Source organism: Winogradskyella algicola, assembly GCF_005869935.1.
Taxonomy (GTDB): Bacteria; Bacteroidota; Bacteroidia; order Flavobacteriales; family Flavobacteriaceae; genus Winogradskyella; species Winogradskyella algicola.
Genome location: NZ_SZQF01000008.1, coordinates 16079 through 37242 on the forward strand (window position 1 = coordinate 16079; position 21164 = coordinate 37242).

Consider the following 21164-nt stretch of genomic DNA (forward strand, 5'->3'; position numbering starts at 1 on the left):
AGAAATAGACCTTTCCTCCTAACTTAAATAAACCCAAGCCCAATACATCAATAAAAATTGAAGTGGAATTCTTAAAATTAATATCCATTTTGGAATGCCTGCAGAAGCTTTTTCGCTAGATAACATATAAAAATGAACTAACAGAAATACAACTAGCATTGCTATGATACCATAAATGGCAAATGCCTTAGTTTCTGAGAATAACAAAGCTGCTCCCAAAATAATTTCGGCAATACCACTCAGCAGCACAAGAAATTTGTGGTTTGGTAAGTATCTTGGCATAATACGCATATACATTTTGGGTTTAACAAAGTGCATAAGGCCTGCCAAAATGTACATGCCAGCCATAATGTATAGTCCAATTGGGTTATTCATCTTTAAATGTTTTATAGGTTATGCCAATGCCGTAATTAAAAAGATTTTTGTCGAGTAAGCTAGATTTAAAACCGTTGCCTTTATCAAATTTTACCCAATTATTACCATTTATAAAAATACGTTTTATGTAAGTATTTTTACTTTCAATCTCATCAGTAAAGGGTAGAAGTGGTCTAAAATTGGTCGGAATTTTTACTGTACCACTTTTAGTTTTTATTTCCTTGTATTTCTTGTTCGGCAAAAGTTTGCCTTCTTTATTGGTGTAGCCCATCACTTGAATGGATACAAAAAAACCATCTTTTGGAATATAAATATCGTAGTCTTCAACATTCAACTCATAAGCATCTCCGTTTTTTTCTGTAGCTCTAAAAACTATAGTTTCATAAGTAAGTACTTTACCAGGTCTACCATTGTCATTGGCATAAAATTGTACCTTAAATAAGGTTGAAAATTTCTTTTTATCGCTATTAGCACGTTTTCGCTTTTTCCAATCTTTAGACTCTAAAGCAATAGGAAATGTAACACTAGTCAATTTTTGGTCTTGGTCTGAAGATTTAGAAAAATATACTGCAATCTCAGACTCTATAGTTGGTAGCCAACAGTTGTAATAATCATCGTCGAGATATGGTTTTAAAGTTTCTTCTTTAAACTTTCTGTTCAGCTTAGTGCTAAGTACTACTTCATCTAAGGCATCGGCTTGAGGCTGTAATAACAACTGGTTAGATAAATTTTCTGTAGCAATATTGAGGTTTTTAAAGCCTATTGCAGAAATATAAAGCGAGTCTACATCTGGATATATTTTTTTGTTGAAATAAAACATACCATCATCATCTGCAAAAATACCTTGGCCATTTCCAAATGATATGGTTGCATAGCTAACAGGAGTTTGCGAAATACTATCCAAGACTTTGATTTGAGAAAAGCTGGTACACCAGCCTAAAATGATAAAAAATAAAGTTATGTAAAATTTGGAATTCATAGATTATAAAGATGCTGAAATAAATTCAGCACTACAAATAATTAAATGAATTGTATTAAAAGAGGCTGTCTAAAAAGTCAGTGTTTTGTCAATCTGAACTCGTTTCAGATTCTAAAACAAACTAAAAATCTGCTTATTAAGATTCTGAAATAAATTCAGAATGACAGATTTTAGACTTTTTAGATAGCCTCTATCGATTGGTTGATTGATTGATGAATTTTATTCTGAATCCAAAGCTTTCTTAGTTTGTGTATAGCCTACATACAAACCAATACCAGCCATTAAGAATATCATTGAAGGATATACTGCATCATCATCAAGCACAGTATAAGTGTCTAAAATGTTGGCAATAAATACGCCTAAACCTATACCCATTAATAGAAATGCTAAGTTTAGTACTATAACTTTCCATGAAGACCCAGAGCGTTTGCCAATATTGAAGATACTGGCATCTGCACCTTTTTCAATAAGGGCTAAACGTTCTTTGTTTCTGGTAGAAAAGTATAAATATACCATTCCAAAGATTGCTGCAAAAAGACTGATAGGTATTAATATTTCTTCGTCCATGATGTTTGTTTTTTAATTGATTAATTTTATTTGTTTCTAAGCTTATGACGACATGGTTTTGATTTAGGTTACAGTTTTTACAAAAATTTTTTTTAGAAATATATGTAACCTATTATATCTAAGCGTCGTCTTAATTACAAAATGGCCACCAACGACGAAAACATATTAATTACTGCTATTAAAAATGGCGATACTAAGGCATATGCACAATTAGTAGATCGTTATAAGGATTTGGTGTACACATTAGCCTTGCGCATGTTAAAGCATAGAGAAGAGGCAGAGGAAGTGGCGCAAGATACGTTCATTAAGGTATTTAAGTCTTTAGACAAGTTTAAAGGAGATTCAAAATTCTCTACATGGATATATAGAGTTGCCTATAATACATGCTTGGATACAATTAAAAAGAATAAAAAGCATCTTAATAATGTTGCTATAGATGAGTTTACATTTAATAAATTAGATACTATAGATAATGCATTAGACAATATTATTAAAGAGGAAAAAAGTGATTTGATAAAGAAATGCATTAACAAACTACCAGAAGACAGTAGTGCCTTATTAACGTTATTTTATTTTGAAGAGTTATCTTTAGAAGAAATATCAAAAATTATAAATATTGAAGCCAATACGGTAAAAGTGAAGCTTTTTAGAGCTCGAAAGAAATTGGCCGTAATTTTAGAACAGTATTTTCAACCCAAAACAGCTTGAAAGATGGAAAATGAAGATAAAAGAATAGAAGATTTAGTCAATAAGTTAATGGCGAATGACAGTTTAGAAAAAGCTCCGGCTGATTTTACCAATGATGTAATGTCTAAAATTGAAACACTTTCTGAAACTAAAAATATTGTTTATAAACCGCTGATTCCTAAATATGTATGGTGGTTATTAGGTTTAGGTTTTGTGGCTTTAATTTATAATGTCATTTTTAATAAATCAGCCGATTCATCGACCTTGTCAGAGCGCTATAATTTACCAGAAGTATCGTTTGATTTATTTAGTAACCTATCTGTAGATTTTTCAAATACGTTAATGTACGCTACAGTATTATTGGCTGTAATGGTAGCGATTCAAATTCCATTGTTAAAACAGTATTTTAATCAAAGATTCTCGTATTAATCTGGGTAGTACCAAAACGGAATAGTAGCATAACGCACGGTTTGAGTATCATTTTTTTTAATGCGTTTTCGTATTACACTTAGAATATGTTTGCCTTCGCTTAGGTTTTTGATGCCTATATAACTTTCGAACCCTTTTTGGTTTTTGTTTCTTTTGCTCAAAACAAATTCACTATTAAAGTATAGCGAATCAATTTTTACAGTAAAAACCTCGTTGAGAGTATTAATATAAGCTTTGCGGAGACTATCTCTTTTGCGCCAAGACATATTATTCACTACCACAATGTCAGTATCTAAACCTCTAACATCCTTTTCAGGCTTCAGACTTTTGTTATAAGAAAATATATAGTCATCGATATCATCATCAAAGACCATAAAAATCTTTAAAAATTTTTTAGTTACTACCTTAGATGAAATGGCTACTTCTTCAATAAATCGTCATCTTCCAGCTCATCTTCATAATGTTTATTGTCAGTAATGATACTGCTAGAGTATAAATCTTTATTAAAGTAATTAGACGTATTGTAACTTAGACTAGTGCCGACCAAGATTAAAATATAAATAGGTACTAGAGCAAAACTAATACGTCTTCCAAATTTGTTGTCTAAAAAGTTATATACCAACGGACGATACAAAAAAGCTAAGGTAATTTTACTAAATACCCAATAGATCGGAAAGTAAAGCTTACTTATCCATTTCTTTTTTTTGAGCCATCCTTGGGTAACAAAATCAATAAAAGTAAAGAACATACCAAATACTATAAATAATATTAGAGGTACGCCTATCCACAAACCAACGGTTTCGTTTATACTATCGTTATCAAGGAATAACTTAACTACCAAAACAATTGAGATTATGGTAAATGTAAATGCCAGAACATAGAAAATTAAAAGAAATGAAATAGCAAAGATAATGCTGCAATAATTCTCTAGTCTAGCGATGTATCTGTCAAAGGAACCAACCTTCTTTTTTAGATATTTAGTGAATTTAGGGCTGTAATTTAGCTCATCATAGTCTATATCACCCGAGACATATCTTAGACCTAAGGCACCAATCCAAAGTCCACGTAAAACAACATGAAGCAATAAGTTAAAAATTAAAATGGCACAGGATACTAAGATTACAGAGAGCACAATCCAAGAGTAAATTTTGCCATCATTATATGCGGCTTTAACCTCTATACTTAAGTACGGAAACGCAGTAAACAAACCAAATATGGTAAAACCAGATATTAGTAACTCTAACTGCCAGCTCTCTTCCTGCAACTTTTGGAGTAGTTTTTTAAATGCAGGATTGTTATAATCTTGACTCATTGGTATTTAGTTGGTGTTAATGAAGTCTAAAGTTAATTATATTCAATTAATTTTTACTTTTTTAATCAAAATTTGAAACCCATATCATTTTTCTTCGTTTTTAATAATAGAGATGCTAACCAAACTTAATGCAACAGCAAACAAATAGTTTAATACAAGCTTGTAAAAAAGGAAACCAAGTCGCACAAATACAGGTTTACGACATGTACTGTGATGCTATGTTTACCGTTGCAAGTAGATATCTCAATAATGATGAAGACGCCAAAGATGCTATGCAAGAAGGGTTTTTAAAAGCATTTACGAATTTAGATAATTATAAGCCTGAATACACTTTTGGAGCATGGCTAAAGCGGATTGTCATCAATCAGTGCTTAGATGTTTTAAGGAAAAGAAAGATTGAATTTTCAGAAGTAGTAGTTTCAGAATTACAAATAACTAATGAAGATAATTGGGATTTTGATAGCAACATCAATAAAACTGACATTCTAAATGCTATAGAACAACTAAATGAAAAACATAAAATAGTTATAAAGCTTTATCTCATTGAAGGATATGACCATACCGAAATTTCAGAGATATTAGATATACCAGTAAAAACATCCAGAACGCATCTTAGAAGAGGTAAACTAAAATTACAAGAATTCTTAAAACCAAAGTATAATGAAGCAAGATATTAGAGATTTATTTAGGGAGGAAGAGGACTTAAAAACACCTCCAGAAAATCACAGAAGTGAGTTTTTAGATAAGTTGAAAAAACAGAGCCAATCTAAAAAAGTGGGTTATACATGGTTAAAAATTACAGCAGTCGTCATTATAGCATTAGCTGTAGGTTTAACAATACTTTACAGACAGCCAACAGAAAATGTGGCACCAATAGTAGCACAAGTAGAAGCCGTGGAAGCTGAGTATTTAAAAGAAATTAATGCCGAGTGGAAAAACTTTGTAGCCATAGCAGAAGATGAGGTTTTGGTAGAACGTTTTAAGAAAAAACTAGATGAGTTAGATGCAGATTATAAGAATATTTCAATTCAATTTAGAGCCAATCCTAATAACCTTGAAATCGTAGAACTTTTAATTGACAATCTACAAACACGATCTCAGATACTTAAAGATATTCAAGAACATATCAAAATTTTAAATCAGAAAAACGAACAGTATGAACAATCAATTTAAGTTCTTAATGCTGATGCTCATCACATCAGTAATGGGACGGGCACAGGTCAAGGAAATTTTTAAAAAAAGCTATGAACAAGCAGATGTAGAATCGATTTATCTTCATCTTAATGGCACGTATGTAGAGTTTTCAGAATCAGAAGACGATAAAGTACATTTTGATTATACACTAGAATTTGAAAACTATTCAAAAAAAGAGGTAGAAAGTAAGCTTAATGAGATTAAAACTGAGGCATCAATAAAAGATGGTGTGTTAGAGTTTAAAACAGGAGGAAGTGAAGCAAAAAGTGATGTTTCTTACAGTTTAGAGACACTTTACGGTATTACTTTTGAAGGCGATTTTATAAATTTCAAAGAAAAATCTAACCGAGTTTTTAGAAAATCTAAGCAGTATTTTTTAGCAATAAATAGTAGTTCTAGAGGGAAAAGCCTTAAGGAGTATTTAAAGAATTTACGAGAGGTAGATAAAAAAGGAAACAAGAAAAAAATCAATACCAAAAATGTAAAGATTTTAAGAACAAAGTTTTCTATAAAACTACCTCCAGAAATTAAGCTTCGAGTAATGGCAGAAAATTCTAACCTAATTTTTAAGAATGATATAAATAACCAACTGGTTGTTAATGCCAGAACTACAAAATTGAAGTTTCAGAATATTCAAAACCCATTCAATGTTTTTGATGTGGTAAATGGAAGTTTTAGAGCAAATTTTTTAGAAGGAGGAAACTATAAATTTACACATGTTGATGAGGTACAAGTAGCGCAGTTAAAAAAAGTAGATGTTGATACCGAGTTTAGTAATATTAAAGTTGGCGAAATAGCGGAAAAGGTTAGGATAGTAGATTTTAATAGTAAGTTTCGGTTCCATAATTTTTCTCAAAATTTTAGAGAGTTTCAGATGGCATCAGATTATTCTGAAATCAATCTGTTTTTTCCTGAAAAATCAGAATACTTCATCGAGACGTATGGCTACAATACAGTGCATTATTGGGCTAAACTAATCACGGAGATTCCTCCAAGCCGAAAAAAAGAGCATTCTATAATGATGGTTATTGGTGAGGAAGACAATCCTAATCAAATAAAAATTCATGTTACAAACGGTATTATTCGTTTTGGAGAAGATTTTATTGATGTTAAAAAGTAAAGTTTAACATATCTGTCAATCTGAATTTATTTCAGAATCAGAGAAACAAGTTCAGATTGACAGTTCATTATATTTATTAATCAATACCAGCGTTTTTTCTTCTTTTTAGACGCTTCACTTTTACGACCTTTTTTGTACTTACTACCTTTCTTTTTATGAACAGTAGGTTTTGCATTTGGGTCTAAAGGATAAGGATGTTCTTTTTCTACAGGAATCTGAACGTTAATATAATTTTCTATGGTTTTTATATAGTTCTTTTCATCTGCAGAACACATAGAATATGCTGTGCCAATATTACCTGCTCTACCTGTTCTACCAATACGATGCACGTACGTTTCAGCTTGGTTTGGTATGTCAAAATTAAACACATTTTCTAGTTCATTAATATCAATACCTCGAGCAGCCACGTCTGTAGCAATTAAAATTTTAGCATAGCCATTTTTGAATTTGTTTAAGGCTGTTTGTCGGTCATTCTGATTTTTATCACCGTGAATACTATCTACGCGATAGCCTTTTTCTGCCAAGCGTTCCTCTAGTTTTTTTACACCAAATTTGGTGCGTCTAAAGATGATAACATTTCCTTTTATGGTATTTCGTAGTAAATGCAAGCACAATTCTATTTTTCTGCGTTTTGGCACGTAGTACAATACCTGACTCACATCTTGAGCCACAGATTGCGTTGGAGTAACATCAATTCTTTCAGGATTTTTTAAAATAGAATTTGCAAGCGCTTCTATTTTGGAAGGTATAGTAGCAGAAAATAATAAGGTCTGTTTTTCCTCAGGGCAAAGGCGTTCTATTTTTTTTACATCATCTATAAAACCCATTGCAAGCATTAAATCTGCCTCGTCTAAAACAAAATTTTCAACCTTATCTAAGTTGATATAATCTTGTTTGTGTAAGTCTAAAAGACGACCAGGAGTTGCAATAAGGATATCAACACCTTTTTTAAGAACATCAACCTGAGGTTCAATTGCAGCACCACCAAAAATAACTAGCGATCTAAGGTTAGAAAACTGCGCATAGTTTTTAAAATTCTGTTGAATTTGTAGCGCCAGTTCTCGTGTAGGACTAATAATTAATGCTTTTATTTTTTTTCCACGTTTTGGAGCATCTTGTTTATCAAACAACCGCTGTAATATTGGTAGTGCAAAAGCTGCTGTTTTTCCTGTTCCGGTTTGGGCAGAAACAATAACATCTTTACCTCCTAAAATTACAGGAATAGTACGTTCTTGCACTAAAGTAGGTTCCGTGTAGCCAGAAGCTTCAATAGCTTTTAGAAGTGGTTTAATGAGTTTTAGATCCTTGAATGACATTTGTTTGAATTAGGTTTAAAGTGGCTATATAATTCCACACTTGATGCTGCATGACAATGGTGAAACAAAGGTAGAATAAAATCTTACCAACGGTTTTTTATCCATTGTTTTTGTTCGTGTTCCGTCAAAAATGTCCAAGCTATAAAACGACTTGTTTTTTGACCTTGTCCCATTTCTACAGTTTTTATAGCAGTTGCTTCAACCTTTTCAAGGATTTTATGAGTAGGTTTTAAAGTAGCCTCTTTAGACACTAATGTTGTAAACCACAAACACTGTTTGCTAAAATTTCTGCTTTCAAAAATCATATCTTTTATAAAACGAGCTTCACCACCTTTGGTCCACAATTCGTTTTGTTGCCCACCAAAATTCAATTTGGTTTTACCTTTAGCTTTTCCTTTGAGGTTTTTGACCTTTCGTAAGTTTGCTTTTTCAGCTTCTTCTTTAGACCCATGAAAAGGCGGATTACAAATGCTAAAATCTATTTTCTCATCTTCAGAAAGAATACCATTAAAAAACGATTTACGTTGTTTTTGAAGTCTTAGTTCTATGTAAGAAGAAAGATTTTTGTTTTGTTCAACAATTTGCTTAGCAGACTTAATTGCGTTTTCACTAACGTCTGAAGCAATAAACGACCAACCGTATTCTTGGTGTCCAATAATTGGATAAATACAATTAGCACCAACACCAATATCTAAAACTTTAATGTTTGCACCTTTTGGGATTTCTGAAAAGGTCTCAGCAAGTAAATCGGCGATGTAATGTATGTAATCTGCTCTTCCAGGAATTGGCGGACATAGATAATGTTTCGGGATTTCCCAGAAATCAATATCATAATGGTGTTTTAACAAGGCTTTATTAAGTGTTAAAACCGCATTAGGATTAAAAAAATCAACAGAGTCATCTCCATATTTGTTTTTAGAAACATATTTTGATAACTCTGGTAAACTCTCAATGAGTTTAGAAAAATCATAACGTGTATTATGCTTGTTTCTTGGATGCAGTCGCGATTTTATTTTTGAAAGGGACTTCTCTGGTTTCAATTTTAATTCTATTGTACAACAAATATAAATGAAAGCATATAGAATCTTTAAGCTATGAATGTGATAAAAAAAGCGCAGATTTCTTTAACCTGCGCTTTTTAGCTATTAATCCTTAGGGATCACTTAAATGTGTCGTTATGTATTGCAATGATAATATTAATACACCAATTAAAAATTGATGTATGTTAAGAAATGCGAAATTATTATATTTCTTTTCTAATTCTGCTGAGGCTTTCAGTGGTAATTCCTAAAAATGAAGCGATCTGGTAGTTTTTTAAACGCTTTTCAATATCAGGATAGGTAGACAAGAAGTCTAGATAACGTTCTTTAGCAGATTTAGAAATGCCAGACAATATTCGTTTTTGAAAAGCAGCTAGCGCGCGCTCTAGTTTAATTCTAAAAAATCGATCTATCTTTGGGATTTGATTGTGTAAATATTCCTTATCGTCTTTGTTTATCGCATAAATGATAGAGTCTTCCAGAGCCTCTAAAGTTAATATTGCGCTCTCACCAGAAGTAAAAGCTGTAAAATCTGTCATCCACCAATCTTTTATTCCAAAATGGATAGTGTATTCTTTTCCTTGTTTATCCGTGTGAAAAGCTCTTAAACAGCCTTCTAAAATGTAGTACTGTGAATCAACTTTATCTCCCGTTTGAATTAGAATGTCACCCTTTTTGATAATAATCTTATAAAAGACGGACGCTATGAGCTTTAGTTCATCTTCAGAGAAAACAAGCCCTTTAAAGATTTCTTTGATTTCTAAATTATCCGATTTCACTTTTTTTTATTGATCGAAGTTTTAAATTAAATAAAAGAATAACTAAGAGGTGTAAAGTTCGATATTGGAAAATAAAAAAAGTTAAAGTGTCGCTATTTATAAGAAAAAACCATCTTAAACGCTAAGATGGTTTTTTACTTACTTCATTTTTTATAATCTTTAATTTTTGATAATTCTAAATACATTACGCTTATTGATACCGTCCTTCGTAGCTTTGACAATAAATAAGTACATGCCATTTTCGTAATGACTCATGTCTAAATTACCATTACCAGTATCTTGTTCTATTATTGTAATCAGTTGACCTAAGGTGCTGTAAACTTCGATAGTAATATCCAACTCAGTTAAAATCTGTAATTGATTTTTTGTAGGATTTGGATATAGTTTTACCATAGTCTTTAGATTAAAGTCCTCACTAGAGAGGTTACTCATGGTAACACATTCTGAGGTTACGGTACATCCGTTTACAGTGATTTCTACAGCATAGTCACCATAAACTGTAGGTGCAAAACTTTGGTTTGTTTCACCAACAATAGCGATATTTCCGTTACTACAATCTATCCACTGGTATGATGCACCAGCTAAACTGGCTGTTATTGTTGTGGCGTCGGAAGAAACGTTAGCATCTATTTCAAGACTAAAAGTAATATTGATACTATTTGAAGTAACAGAACATAGTGTTGTATTAGGATTACTTATCTCAACACTATATTCGCCTTCTGCTGTAACCTCAATGCTTTGTGTTGTTGCACCATTGGACCATAAATAAGTTCCATTCTCATAATCTGCAGTAAGCGTTACTATTTCTCCAAAACACGCTGGTAAACTTGTAGAAGTGGTAATTGTATTTGTTGGTGTTTCATAAACTTCAATAGTTTGAGACGCAACATCTGTTAAACCAGTGCTTGTATCCTCAATAGAAAGACTTACATCGTATGTTCCAGGTGTATTAAAGGTGTGTGAAGCATTTACCATATTGCTTGTGTTTCCATCATCAAAATCCCAAAGTTGATCATCAAAATCAATACTGGTATTAGTGAAATTCACGGTAGTTCCAGTACAAATTTCGAGAACATCTGCAGTGAATTGTGCAAGAGGTAGAATAGCTTTATTTATAGTATCCGTCATAACTACACTATAGTTACCATATGTGTCTTTAAACTGAGTATTAAGTCTGTATTCACCTGCCCAAAGTTGACTCACATCAATTTCTACTAAAGTATAATTAGCTTGTGCAGGTTCAATAGTAGTTGTAACAACAGAAGCTGTATTATCATTAAACCAATAGTCGTATGATACCAATACATTATTAGGTAATGTTGCTGGTTCTGGTGATTTAACAAATACCTTGCTCAACATACTACTCCATTGGCCAAGATCATCTTTAAATCTTATATGAAGTGTATTAATGTTATTTGTTAAACCGTTCACATCTATATCAGTGACAAGATTAAAACTTGCGGTTGGTGAAATGGATATATATTGAAGGTTTTCACCATCATTAAACGCATACTCATAACCAACGATACTGCTTGCAGATGCAAATGTATCTGGTGGTTTTATGAAAATTTTACTAACAATTGGACTCCACTGACCTAAGTCATCCTGAAATCTGATATGAAAAATATTTACGTCGTTAGACAAGCTGCTAACATCAAAATCTGAAACTAGATTGTAGCTCCCTGTTGGTGAAACAGGGACATAAACAGGTGGGTTATCATCATCAAATCCGTACTCATAACCTATGATATTACTAGCATTGGTGAAAGTTTTAGGTGGTTTTACAAATACCTTACTAATTATTGGACTCCATTGTCCGAGATCATCCTGAAATCTTATATGGAAGATATTCACATCATTGGGCATACTGCTAACATCAAGATCCGAAATCAGGTTATAACTAGCCGTTGGTGATATGGATACATAAGTTGGTGGATTATCATCACTAAAAGCATATTCGTAGCCAACAATCGTACTTGCATTTACAAATGTTTCAGGAGGTTTTACAAATACTTTACTTACAATTGGGCTCCATAAGCCATTATCATCATTGAAACGTATATGAACAGTATTAATAGCATTAGTTAAGGTGCTCACATCGATATCTGTAACCAAATTGAAATTTGATGTTGGTGGTACCGCAACAAACTGCAGACCTTCACCATTGTTAAACGCATATTCATAGCCAACAATAGCATTCTGTGCTGTATTGTGGATTGTAAAAAGCAAGCTTAATAACATCCACAATTGTGGAATTAATTTAAGTGCTTTCATAACTAATTATCTTGAGCTTCTACGGTAATATTTACTTGTATGTTGCCACTAGCATCTGAAGATCCAGAAATAGCTTTACTTACAATATGTGGATTTGTTGGTATAGAAAAATCTTTCCAAGGATAAACACCACCATAAATACCTGTCTCGGTACCATCATCTCCTAAATTAGCTGCTGCTCCTGGTTGTAGGTGATAATCATGAGCATAGTTAAAATTATCTCCACTTTGATCGACTAACACTTCCGCACGAGACATGTGGTAGTTGTTAGTTAGTATTGGGTCTAAACCTAAATTGGTATTTGTACTAGGTGAACAAAAAATGTTATTAATCCATTCACTTTGTCCGTTGCCCTCACTTACGTAGGCTGATTCATTGAGAAATATATTATTTCTAAAAACACAATTATTGGCATAATTTTCAATAGTCCAGTGATTACTGCTAAAACTTTGATAATTAAAAACATTATTTACAAATAGCAAATCGGTAAAATTATAATTACGATTTTGAAAAATATTATTGTAAAACGTACTACTTCTTAAGTTTGATACCGAAGTAGAAAAAATAATATTTTCTACAAATAAATTATTGTTGCTTGTGTTGGTTTCGGATGTGCCACCAGCAATGAGTGTGCCTAGTCTACAGCGTTTTATAACTATATCATTTACCGATATATCGTTAGCGTCACCTAAATTAAGATTGCCGTTTATGACTACACCTTCTAGGTAAAAACCATCAGCATTATCGCCGAGAGTTACATGCGTAGAGATGATCGTTGCCTGTGTTGCTGTGGTAGCATTAGGATGGTGACCAGCGCCAAAAATGGTGAGTTGTTTGTCAAATAAAGCGGGAGGTATAAAGGTACCACCTGTTAAATAAATTGTATCTGTAGCTACTGCTGCAGTATACGCATCTTGTAATGCAGAAGTGCCGTCAAAATATTGAACTCCATTGGCGTCGCTATGTAAAGCGACAACTTTCTGGGCGTTAGTTGCAAGAGTGCTGCATAGGACTAATAAAATGAATGTATAAAATGATTTCATGATAAAAAAATTGGTTAAACATAGTTTTATAAAATTATTGTTTAAGCTATTTTCCTACAATGATAACGGTCAGTATAATAAAAAAACCACCTAGTATTATTCTAAGTGGTTTTTTAAGTTACAATGTGTTGAAGCTATTCTATTTTTTTGGCAATGGTTTCTTGTCCTCCTTGATACAGTGTAAAACTTTCTACTTTTCCAGAGGCATCTTTATTGAACACAACCTTTAAAGCTGTGACTTTAGCAAAAAACGTGGTTTCATTTTCAGCAAAAAGCTGAAATTGACCTTGTCCTGTAGCTTGCGCATAAATTTCATTTCCTTTTACAGTAATAACAACATTAAAGTTTGGTGCTAATTCATAAGTACCTGTATATGTATTTAAAATATCTACGTCTAATGTAATCTCTTCTTTTTCTTTTGGCATTGGTTTATCTGTTTCAATACCTTTATTTTCATCACCTGCTCTAAAAACCGCTTCTTTTTTGCCATTTTTGTTAACAGAAAATATGTATTCAATAGCACCATCAGGGAACATAAATCGGTTTTCAGACAATGGGAAAATATCAAAAACAGTATTTGTTTCAGATTCTCTCATACTTTTTAATGCTCCATCTTTAAAGAATACATGTCTTATGGCACCATCTTCAAACTCATAAGCACCAACCCATTTTTTTAGTTGATCTTCGTTTAATTGTACTACATCCTTCATCGTAGGGAATGGTTTACCAATGGCAGCTGCCGCCAATTGTGTAGTTACTGAGCCAATATCATTACAGCTACAATTACTTAATCCAATGACATATACATCTTCATCTATCAAGTAAATACCGTCTGTTGAGGTTCCAAAAATACCACCACTGTGCGTATAACCTTTAGAACCCTTAAGTGTTAGTTCGCCTAATCCGTAGCCATAATCAATGTGTTCACCATTGTTTAACTTAGAACCATTAATTGCTTTTTCTAATGTAGATGCTTTTATCAATGTGTTATTTGCTAAGGCATTTTGCCATTTTAGCATATCGTCGATAGTTGAGGTAAGCGCACCTGCTGCATGTGGTAAAGACATGCTGAGGTAACTTGCATTAACATAGCCATTGTCTGCTTCTTCATAAGGCATGGCTCTGTTTTTAATGAGTTTGCTGTGACTGCCATATTGCGAGGCTGTCATACCTAAAGGTTGAAAAATGTGATTATCAATAAAATCTGCATAAGTTTCGCCAGATACTACTTCTATAATTTTACCGAGTAATACATACCCAGAGTTATTATAACGATAATCTTCACCTGGATCAAAATCCATAGGTTCATTTTTAAAGAAATCTATAAGTTCATCTAAGGTTTTGTCTTGCCTGGCAACTTGTCTTAAATCTCCGATACTAGTATAGCTTTTAATACCAGAAGTGTGATTAAGAAGGTGGTGCACAGTTATGGTTTTGCCCTGGGTAGGGTAATCTGGAATAAACTTAGTAATGGGATCGTTTAAGTTTAGCTTTCCTTGTTCTTCTAACATTAAAATTGAAACTGCTGTAAACTGTTTTGTGATAGAAGCCAGCATAAATACGTTTTCTGGAATCATATCTACGTCGAGTTCCAAATTAGATTTACCCACAGCCTTTCTATAAATAGCTTTTCCATTTTTTGCAACTAAAACCGTTGCTCCAGGTGCATTAGCATCATTGTAGTATTGAGTTACAATGTCATCGAATTTTTGGGTTAAATTTTGGTCTTGGGCTGTTGTAAAAAGAAAGCTAAATACAACAACAATGAGTGAAATCTTTGTTTTCATTGGTTTTTTTGATTGATTGTTACTTTAATAAGACAGCGTCTCAGATTTAAAGTTACAAAAAAACCACTTAGAAAGTTCTAAGTGGTTTTATAATTAGTCTTAACATTCCTGCTTTTGCAGGAATTAATTACTTTATCATTTCGTAGCTTCGCTTAATGAAGTTAGTCAGTTCTTCACCTTTAAGAAGTCCTTGAGATAAACGCGCCAAATCCAAACTTTGATTTATTAAACGCTCTTGTTTTTTGCGTGTTTTTGTATTAAGAATTTCATTGACTAAATCGTGATTCGTGTTTACAACTAGGTTGTACATCTCTGGCATATTGCCCATGCCGAACATGCCACCACCTGTTTGTTGCATTTCTTTCATACGACGCATAAACTCTGGTTGTGTAATCATAAATGGCGACGCATTGCTATCCATAGCTTCTAATTGTACCATGAATTTTTCTGATGGCACCACTTCCTTTAAAAGCTCATCTAGCTTCGTTTTTTCGTCTTCTGATAACTTAGAAATTGTAGTGTCATCTTTTTTGATAAGGTTATCAATATGATCTGCATCTACACGTGCAAAAGAAATATTCTCTTTTGTGGTTTCTAACTTTTGCATTAAGTGACTTACGATTGGTGAATCTAATAATAACACTTCGTAATCTTTATCTTTAGCTGCTTGTATGTAAGCATGCTGCTCATCTTTATTAGACGCGTAAAGAATCACCATTTTATCATCCTTATCAGTCTGCTTAGCTTTAATAGCATTGGTTAATTCTTCAAATGTGAAGTATTTACCATCAACCGTTGGATATAAAGCAAAAGCATCAGCTTTCTCAAAGAACTTTTCTTCAGATAACATTCCGTATTCAATAACAATTTTAATGTCGTCCCATTTCTTTTCGAAATCTTCACGGTTACTATTGAACAATGATTTTAACTTATCAGCAACCTTACGTGTTATGTAAGATGAAATCTTTTTTACTGCACCATCAGCCTGTAAATAACTGCGCGAAACGTTTAATGGAATGTCTGGCGAATCGATAACACCTCTCAACATAGTTAAGAATTCGGGTACGATACCTTCTACATTATCGGTAACAAAAACTTGGTTTTGATACAGTTGAATTTTATCTTTTTGAATATTAAGATCATTCGTCATCTTTGGGAAATACAAGATTCCTGTTAAGTTAAACGGATAATCTACATTAAGATGAATGTGGAAAAGAGGTTCTTCAAACTGCATTGGGTACAGCTCTCTGTAGAAGTTTTTGTAATCTTGATCCTCTAAATCTGAAGGTTGTTTTGTCCATGCAGGATTTGGATTGTTGATAATATCATCAACAGTTATTTTTTTGTGAGGCTCAGTCGTTTCTTTTCCGTCTTTGTCTTTGGTTGTTTTTGGTGTAAAATCAGGATCGTTTACTTCCTTAGTTCCGAATTTAATCGGAATTGGCATAAACTTGTTGTACTTGGTTAACAGCTCACGGATTCTTCCGTCTTCCAAAAACTCTTCTTCACCTTCAGCAATATGAAGGATAATTTCTGTACCTCTATCGGTTTTATCCGCTTCTTCTAGAGTAAATTCAGGAGAACCGTCACACGTCCAATGCGCAGCAGGAGCATCTGTGTGCGATTTTGTAATAATTTCTACTTTGTCTGCTACCATAAACGCAGAGTAGAAGCCAAGACCAAAATGTCCAATAATACCAGCATCTTTTGCCGAATCTTCATATTTGTTTAAGAATTCTTCGGCACCAGAAAAAGCCACTTGGTTAATGTATTTTTCAACCTCCTCGGCTGTCATACCCAAACCTTGGTCTATAATATGAAGCTTTTTACCTTCCTTATCAATTTTAACTTCGATTTTTGGCTCTCCGTAATCAACTTTAGATTCGCCAATACTAGTTAGGTGCTTTAGTTTTAAGGTTGCATCAGTTGCGTTACTGATGAGCTCACGTAAAAAGATTTCGTGATCTGAGTACAAGAATTTTTTAATTAACGGAAAGATATTTTCTACCGATACATTAATACTTCCTTTTGCCATTGTATTTTAAGTTTAATGTCAGTTCGAGTTGAGACGAAGTCGAAGCACTTCGACAAGCTCAGCAGAGCTATTGAGAACTTCTCGATACATTTCAAAATATATTCGAAACACTCGAAGTGACGTTATTAGTCAATTTATTCTGAACAGCAATGTTCAAATAAAATACCAATTGAAGAATTATGACAAGATGGCATAAAAAAAATGTTGCATGAGAAGTAAAACGTTATGTCATTCCGAACTTGTTTAAGAATCTTTAATGATTGACGTTCAAATAATAATTAAACGCTGAAATACATTCAGCGCGACAAATCGAGTTTTTCACGCAAACTCTTTAAGGTATAAAAAAAGCCGTTCTATCTAGAACGGCTTTTTATGTAGCTATAAGAAGATTTTTAGTCTTTAATCATTTCTGCTTTTTCAATTTTTTCTTCTTTCTTTTTTCTGTTTTTTACGTGCTTTTCTAACCATTGGTCTTGTTCCCAAAGCATATGCATTATAGACTCTTTTGCTCTGTATCCATGACTTTCTTTTGGTAACATTACCAATCTTACTGGAGCACCTAAGCCTTTTAAGGCATTGAAGTAACGCTCACTTTGTAATGGGTATGTACCAGAATTGTTATCAGCTACACCATGAATCAATAGGAGCGGAGTCTTCATTTTATCGGCATGCATAAAAGGTGACATGTTATAATAGATTTCTGGTGCTTCCCAGTAGCTTCGCTCTTCACTTTGAAAGCCAAATGGTGTTAAGGTTCTGTTATAGGCGCCACTTCTGGCAATTCCTGCTGCAAACAAATCAGAATGTGATAAAAGATTGGCTGTCATAAAAGCTCCATAGCTATGACCACCTACGGCAACTTTATCTCTATCTATATATCCTAGATTGTCTACCGCGTCAATGGCGGCTTTTCCGTTTGCCACTAATTGCGTTCTAAACGAATCGTTTGGCTCTTCCTCTCCTTCGCCTACAATAGGGAAGGCGGCATCATCTAAAACAACATAGCCTTTGGTTACCCAATAAATCGGTGAGCCCCAATATGGATATACAAACTCATTTGGGTTTGAAGTGCTTTGTGAAGCACTTGCTTTGTCCTTGTATTCACGTGGATAAGCCCATAAAATCATAGGATATTTTTCACCTTCTTTATAATCTAAAGGTAAGTAGAGCGTTCCTTCTAAATCTAATCCATCATCGCGTTTGTAACTAATAACACGTTTGTCAACATTTTCGAGACTCTTAAACGGATTTTCAAAAGCTGTGATTGGAGTTAAATTGTCCTTTTTAATGTTTCTGATGTAATAATTTGGGTATTCAGTTTTAGATTCAATGCGCACAAGGATTTCTCCTTTTTTCATGTCTATAGCATCATACAAGCTTTCTAATTTATCGGTGTATTCAGATTGGTAAAGACGATTTGTTTTTCCTGAATTGATATTATACTCATCAATAAACGGAAACTGACCTTTTTCGGAATAACCATCTCCCATTAAATAGAGTTTATTACCATTCATGGTTAAGGTGTAACGACCATATTCATTTTTTGAAGTGATAAAATTTCCTGGATCACTGTAAACATCTTGATAGTTGCGATCTGAAATAATTTTTGAATCTCCATTAGAAGGATTAAATAAATAGGTCTTTAAGTTTCTTGTATTCCACCAATAATCAAAAGCAATTGCATTATTTTCATTTCCCCATTGTATACCAGAAAAACGCTGCTTAGTCTTTAGAATTTCTTTTGGTTTGCCATTAAATGGTGCATCTAACTGGTACACCACATCTCTGTAATCTACTTTTATTTCAGGATCACCATTATCTAGTGCTTCTGCCCAAACTAAAGTTGCTGGTTTATCTCCACGCCATTGCATACTCCGCTTACCCATTCTTGTAGCCATAAAACCTTTTGGTCTTACTTCGTCTAACGGAACGTCGTTTACACTTTTTATCATTTTACCATTAACGTCGTAAATAATGCTTTCATAAGGAAACCTGGTGTAGGTAACAATATAAGAGAATGGACGCTTTACTTTAGTAACCATTATATAATTACCATCTGGCGAAAAACTTACACCACGATACATATCTGCTCCTAAAAAATCCTCTACAGTACCTGTAATGGACACCTTTTTAATTTCAGATCGTGCTAACTGTTCAAAATTAAACTCGTCATTAGGAGTTTTTAATAAATCTTGGTAGGTTCTGTTTTGTGCTTTAGCGCCATCGCTTATAGAAACTGTTGGTCCTGTTGGTACAGCAGTTGCAGTGTCTATGAGATCTTTTCTGTCACTTGGTAACATTTTAACTAAAAGATGTTTGTTGTCTTTAAACCAGCTTATAGTGCTTCTCATATTGGCATTAACGTTGGCGTCTGTTAGTTTGGTAACCTTAGCCTGTGCTATATCAAGTACCCAGACTTCTACGCCTTTGGTTGTAGTATTAAGACAAGCAATCATGGTTTCGTCTGGTGACCAGCTAAAACCAGAAAGACGAGCATTTTTTGGTAATCCTGAAACTTGTGTAGCTTCTTTGTCCTTAATTTTTTTAACCTTAAGATTGGTGTAATAATTGGTTCTACTGCCAATATTAGTTACCGGATTAATCCTTAAACCAGCAAGTCTCAATTCGGTTTCTGACAATTCTTCTATTGATTTGTATTGGTTACGATAAAGCAAAACCATATGTTCACCTTTACTGTCTATTTGTACTCCTGGTGCTAATTCTACATCAGCTAATTCCAAAATTTCTTCTGAGGGTTGTTGGTAGGTAAGACTTTGTTGTGCATTACCACTTACTAAAAAGCAGCATACTAATACTTTGATTAAAAATTTCATGTTTTTGATAATTGATTAGAGCTTTCAAGATACTTAAAATCGGTTTTGATGAATGTAATAGGATTGTTAAATTTAAGTGGATTGGTACAGATTCGATTGGTTTATTATGCATGCATAACGAATAGACGTTAGTTTCTTTAGAAATGGGTTAAATTTGCAATTCTAATTTATAAGCAAACATGTATAATTCGAAAATAACAGGTTTAGGCAAGTATGTTCCTGAAAACGTAGTGACCAATGACGATTTAAAACAATGGATGGATACCAGTGACGAGTGGATACAAGAGCGTACTGGAATACAAGAGCGTCGATGGATAGACCCAAAAACAAGTGATGATACCACATCAATAATGGGAGCTAAAGCCGCCAAAATAGCTATAGAACGCGCAGGATTAACTAAAGATGATATTGATTTTATCATTTTTGCAACTTTAAGTCCAGATATGTATTTTCCTGGTGGTGGAGTACGTGTACAAGAATTGTTAGAAATGGATACTATAGGTGCTTTAGATGTCCGTAATCAATGTTCTGGTTTTATTTATGGCCTGTCTGTTGCAGATCAATTTATTAAAACAGGTATGTATAAAAATGTACTTGTAATTGGTAGTGAAAATCATTCTGGTGGTTTGGAGCGTTCAACACGAGGTAGAGGAGTTACGGTTATTTTTGGAGATGGCGCAGGTGCAGTTGTACTAAGTAGAGAAGAAGATAACAGCAAAGGTGTTTTATCTACACACTTACATTCTGAAGGCAAACATGCTAAAGAGCTTGCTTTAGAAGGTCCCAGTACTGGCCGTTGGGTTGATGCTATTATGGAAGAAAACGACCCAGACGATGTGTCTTATTATCCTTATATGAATGGCCAATTTGTATTTAAGCATGCAGTGGTACGTTTTAGTGAAGCGATTATTGAAGGCTTAACGGCTAATAATTTGCAAAAGGAAGATATAGATATGTTGATCCCACACCAAGCTAACTTAAGAATCTCTCAGTTTATACAAAAGAAGTTTGGTCTTAGTGACGACCAAGTTTATAATAATATTATGCGCTACGGAAACACCACAGCAGCCTCCATACCAATAGCTTTAACTGAAGCATGGGAAGAAGGCAAAATAAAAGAAGGTGATAACGTCGTCTTAGCTGCCTTTGGTAGTGGTTTTACTTGGGGAAGCGCTATTATAAAATGGTAAAACTTGACTTTTTATCAAACTATTACAATAGAGTATTCATAAAAAAAGCCCAAACAACCTAAAGTTGTCTGGGCTTTTCAGCTATTAACCAATTTAACTAACACTCAATTATAAAATTTAAAAAAATCTTATAACAACTATTACTTAAAACTTATCTCATATACTTAGACGTAATAGGTTTAGATTTATTTCAAAGATTAACA

19 protein-coding genes are annotated in these 21164 nt (G+C 33.3%); 6 read left to right on the top strand and 13 right to left on the bottom strand.

The window, feature by feature from the left end; translation table 11 throughout:
- Window positions 1–18: 18 nt before the first annotated feature.
- The 3 genes from FC091_RS12270 to FC091_RS12280 form a co-directional block, all read right to left on the bottom strand.
- Window positions 19–375 carry a DoxX family protein gene (locus FC091_RS12270; protein ID WP_138434562.1) on the bottom strand — a complete coding sequence of 119 codons (357 nt, stop codon included), beginning with the start codon at window positions 373–375 and terminating at the stop codon, window positions 19–21.
- The gene (locus FC091_RS12275) at window positions 368–1354 is read right to left on the bottom strand and encodes a peptidase associated/transthyretin-like domain-containing protein (RefSeq protein ID WP_138434563.1); all 987 of its coding nucleotides are present in this window, start codon (window positions 1352–1354) and stop codon (window positions 368–370) included. Before FC091_RS12275 ends, FC091_RS12270 begins: the two co-directional genes overlap by 8 nt.
- A gap of 219 nt (window positions 1355–1573) precedes the next feature.
- Complete coding sequence (locus FC091_RS12280) at window positions 1574–1921, bottom strand: DUF6249 domain-containing protein (protein WP_076617054.1); 348 nt, start codon at window positions 1919–1921, stop codon at window positions 1574–1576.
- 141 nt (window positions 1922–2062) lie between these two features.
- On the opposite strand from FC091_RS12280, the gene FC091_RS12285 reads away from it, so the two are divergent.
- Both FC091_RS12285 and FC091_RS12290 read left to right on the top strand, forming a co-directional pair.
- Window positions 2063–2629, top strand: a complete 567-nt coding sequence (locus tag FC091_RS12285) for an RNA polymerase sigma factor (RefSeq protein WP_138434564.1) — start codon at window positions 2063–2065, stop codon at window positions 2627–2629.
- A 3-nt stretch (window positions 2630–2632) separates the two neighbouring features.
- Window positions 2633–3037 carry a hypothetical protein gene (locus tag FC091_RS12290; RefSeq protein ID WP_138434565.1) on the top strand — a complete coding sequence of 135 codons (405 nt, stop codon included), beginning with the start codon at window positions 2633–2635 and terminating at the stop codon, window positions 3035–3037.
- Here FC091_RS12290 and FC091_RS12295 read toward each other — a convergent pair.
- Together FC091_RS12295 and FC091_RS12300 are read right to left on the bottom strand one after the other, a co-directional pair.
- Window positions 3034–3411: a hypothetical protein gene (locus FC091_RS12295; protein WP_138434566.1), complete on the bottom strand. Its 378-nt coding sequence runs from the start codon at window positions 3409–3411 to the stop codon at window positions 3034–3036. The two genes, FC091_RS12290 and FC091_RS12295, sit on opposite strands and share 4 nt — an antisense overlap.
- A 44-nt stretch (window positions 3412–3455) precedes the next feature.
- Window positions 3456–4349, bottom strand: coding sequence for a hypothetical protein (locus FC091_RS12300; RefSeq protein WP_138434567.1), 894 nt, complete (start codon window positions 4347–4349; stop codon window positions 3456–3458).
- Window positions 4350–4477: 128 nt separating this feature from the next.
- Here FC091_RS12300 and FC091_RS12305 point away from each other — a divergent pair, with 128 nt between their 5' ends.
- From FC091_RS12305 to FC091_RS12315, 3 genes are read left to right on the top strand one after another with little or no spacing between them, the layout of a single operon-like run.
- Window positions 4478–5026, top strand: a complete 549-nt coding sequence (locus FC091_RS12305; RefSeq protein WP_138434568.1) for an RNA polymerase sigma factor — start codon at window positions 4478–4480, stop codon at window positions 5024–5026.
- Complete coding sequence (locus FC091_RS12310; protein ID WP_138434569.1) at window positions 5010–5522, top strand: hypothetical protein; 513 nt, start codon at window positions 5010–5012, stop codon at window positions 5520–5522. The genes FC091_RS12305 and FC091_RS12310 overlap by 17 nt, the downstream gene beginning before the upstream one ends.
- Window positions 5506–6663, top strand: a complete 1158-nt coding sequence (locus tag FC091_RS12315) for a hypothetical protein (protein WP_138434570.1) — start codon at window positions 5506–5508, stop codon at window positions 6661–6663. Before FC091_RS12310 ends, FC091_RS12315 begins: the two co-directional genes overlap by 17 nt.
- An 80-nt stretch (window positions 6664–6743) precedes the next feature.
- Here FC091_RS12315 and FC091_RS12320 read toward each other — a convergent pair whose 3' ends face one another.
- The 8 genes from FC091_RS12320 to FC091_RS12355 form a co-directional block, all read right to left on the bottom strand.
- A complete protein-coding gene (locus tag FC091_RS12320) occupies window positions 6744–7979 on the bottom strand; it encodes a DEAD/DEAH box helicase (protein ID WP_138434571.1) in 1236 nt (411 codons plus the stop codon).
- 83 nt (window positions 7980–8062) lie between these two features.
- A complete protein-coding gene (rlmF, locus tag FC091_RS12325) occupies window positions 8063–9019 on the bottom strand; it encodes a 23S rRNA (adenine(1618)-N(6))-methyltransferase RlmF (protein WP_138434572.1) in 957 nt (318 codons plus the stop codon).
- A 203-nt stretch (window positions 9020–9222) separates the two neighbouring features.
- Window positions 9223–9798 carry a Crp/Fnr family transcriptional regulator gene (locus FC091_RS12330; RefSeq protein ID WP_246035909.1) on the bottom strand — a complete coding sequence of 192 codons (576 nt, stop codon included), beginning with the start codon at window positions 9796–9798 and terminating at the stop codon, window positions 9223–9225.
- A 159-nt stretch (window positions 9799–9957) separates the two neighbouring features.
- Complete coding sequence (locus FC091_RS12335) at window positions 9958–12072, bottom strand: PKD domain-containing protein (RefSeq protein ID WP_138434573.1); 2115 nt, start codon at window positions 12070–12072, stop codon at window positions 9958–9960.
- 2 nt (window positions 12073–12074) lie between these two features.
- The gene (locus FC091_RS12340) at window positions 12075–13115 is read right to left on the bottom strand and encodes a hypothetical protein (protein WP_138434574.1); all 1041 of its coding nucleotides are present in this window, start codon (window positions 13113–13115) and stop codon (window positions 12075–12077) included.
- 134 nt (window positions 13116–13249) lie between these two features.
- The gene (locus FC091_RS12345) at window positions 13250–14902 is read right to left on the bottom strand and encodes a serine hydrolase (protein ID WP_138434575.1); all 1653 of its coding nucleotides are present in this window, start codon (window positions 14900–14902) and stop codon (window positions 13250–13252) included.
- Window positions 14903–15029: 127 nt separating this feature from the next.
- On the bottom strand, window positions 15030–16937 hold the full coding sequence (gene htpG / locus FC091_RS12350) for a molecular chaperone HtpG (RefSeq protein WP_138434576.1): 1908 nt from the start codon (window positions 16935–16937) through the stop codon (window positions 15030–15032).
- 392 nt (window positions 16938–17329) lie between these two features.
- Window positions 17330–19771 (bottom strand): alpha/beta hydrolase family protein, encoded by a 2442-nt coding sequence (locus FC091_RS12355; protein ID WP_138434577.1) that lies wholly within the window; start codon window positions 19769–19771, stop codon window positions 17330–17332.
- Window positions 19772–19950: 179 nt separating this feature from the next.
- On the opposite strand from FC091_RS12355, the gene FC091_RS12360 reads away from it, so the two are divergent.
- Entirely contained in the window at window positions 19951–20961 is a 1011-nt protein-coding gene (locus tag FC091_RS12360) for a 3-oxoacyl-ACP synthase III family protein (RefSeq protein WP_138434578.1), read from the top strand.
- Window positions 20962–21164 lie beyond the last annotated feature (203 nt).

Coding starts and splice junctions, on each gene's coding strand:
- FC091_RS12270 (WP_138434562.1), bottom strand. CDS start 375: ATGAATAACCCAATTGGACTATACATTATGGCTGGCATGTACATTTTG.
- FC091_RS12335 (WP_138434573.1), bottom strand. CDS start 12,072: ATGAAAGCACTTAAATTAATTCCACAATTGTGGATGTTATTAAGCTTG.
- FC091_RS12280 (WP_076617054.1), bottom strand. CDS start 1,921: ATGGACGAAGAAATATTAATACCTATCAGTCTTTTTGCAGCAATCTTT.
- FC091_RS12360 (WP_138434578.1), top strand. CDS start 19,951: ATGTATAATTCGAAAATAACAGGTTTAGGCAAGTATGTTCCTGAAAAC.
- FC091_RS12315 (WP_138434570.1), top strand. CDS start 5,506: ATGAACAATCAATTTAAGTTCTTAATGCTGATGCTCATCACATCAGTA.
- htpG (WP_138434576.1), bottom strand. CDS start 16,937: ATGGCAAAAGGAAGTATTAATGTATCGGTAGAAAATATCTTTCCGTTA.
- FC091_RS12340 (WP_138434574.1), bottom strand. CDS start 13,115: ATGAAATCATTTTATACATTCATTTTATTAGTCCTATGCAGCACTCTT.
- FC091_RS12275 (WP_138434563.1), bottom strand. CDS start 1,354: ATGAATTCCAAATTTTACATAACTTTATTTTTTATCATTTTAGGCTGG.
- FC091_RS12310 (WP_138434569.1), top strand. CDS start 5,010: ATGAAGCAAGATATTAGAGATTTATTTAGGGAGGAAGAGGACTTAAAA.
- FC091_RS12320 (WP_138434571.1), bottom strand. CDS start 7,979: ATGTCATTCAAGGATCTAAAACTCATTAAACCACTTCTAAAAGCTATT.
- FC091_RS12345 (WP_138434575.1), bottom strand. CDS start 14,902: ATGAAAACAAAGATTTCACTCATTGTTGTTGTATTTAGCTTTCTTTTT.
- FC091_RS12290 (WP_138434565.1), top strand. CDS start 2,633: ATGGAAAATGAAGATAAAAGAATAGAAGATTTAGTCAATAAGTTAATG.
- FC091_RS12300 (WP_138434567.1), bottom strand. CDS start 4,349: ATGAGTCAAGATTATAACAATCCTGCATTTAAAAAACTACTCCAAAAG.
- FC091_RS12355 (WP_138434577.1), bottom strand. CDS start 19,771: ATGAAATTTTTAATCAAAGTATTAGTATGCTGCTTTTTAGTAAGTGGT.
- FC091_RS12305 (WP_138434568.1), top strand. CDS start 4,478: ATGCAACAGCAAACAAATAGTTTAATACAAGCTTGTAAAAAAGGAAAC.
- FC091_RS12295 (WP_138434566.1), bottom strand. CDS start 3,411: ATGGTCTTTGATGATGATATCGATGACTATATATTTTCTTATAACAAA.
- FC091_RS12285 (WP_138434564.1), top strand. CDS start 2,063: ATGGCCACCAACGACGAAAACATATTAATTACTGCTATTAAAAATGGC.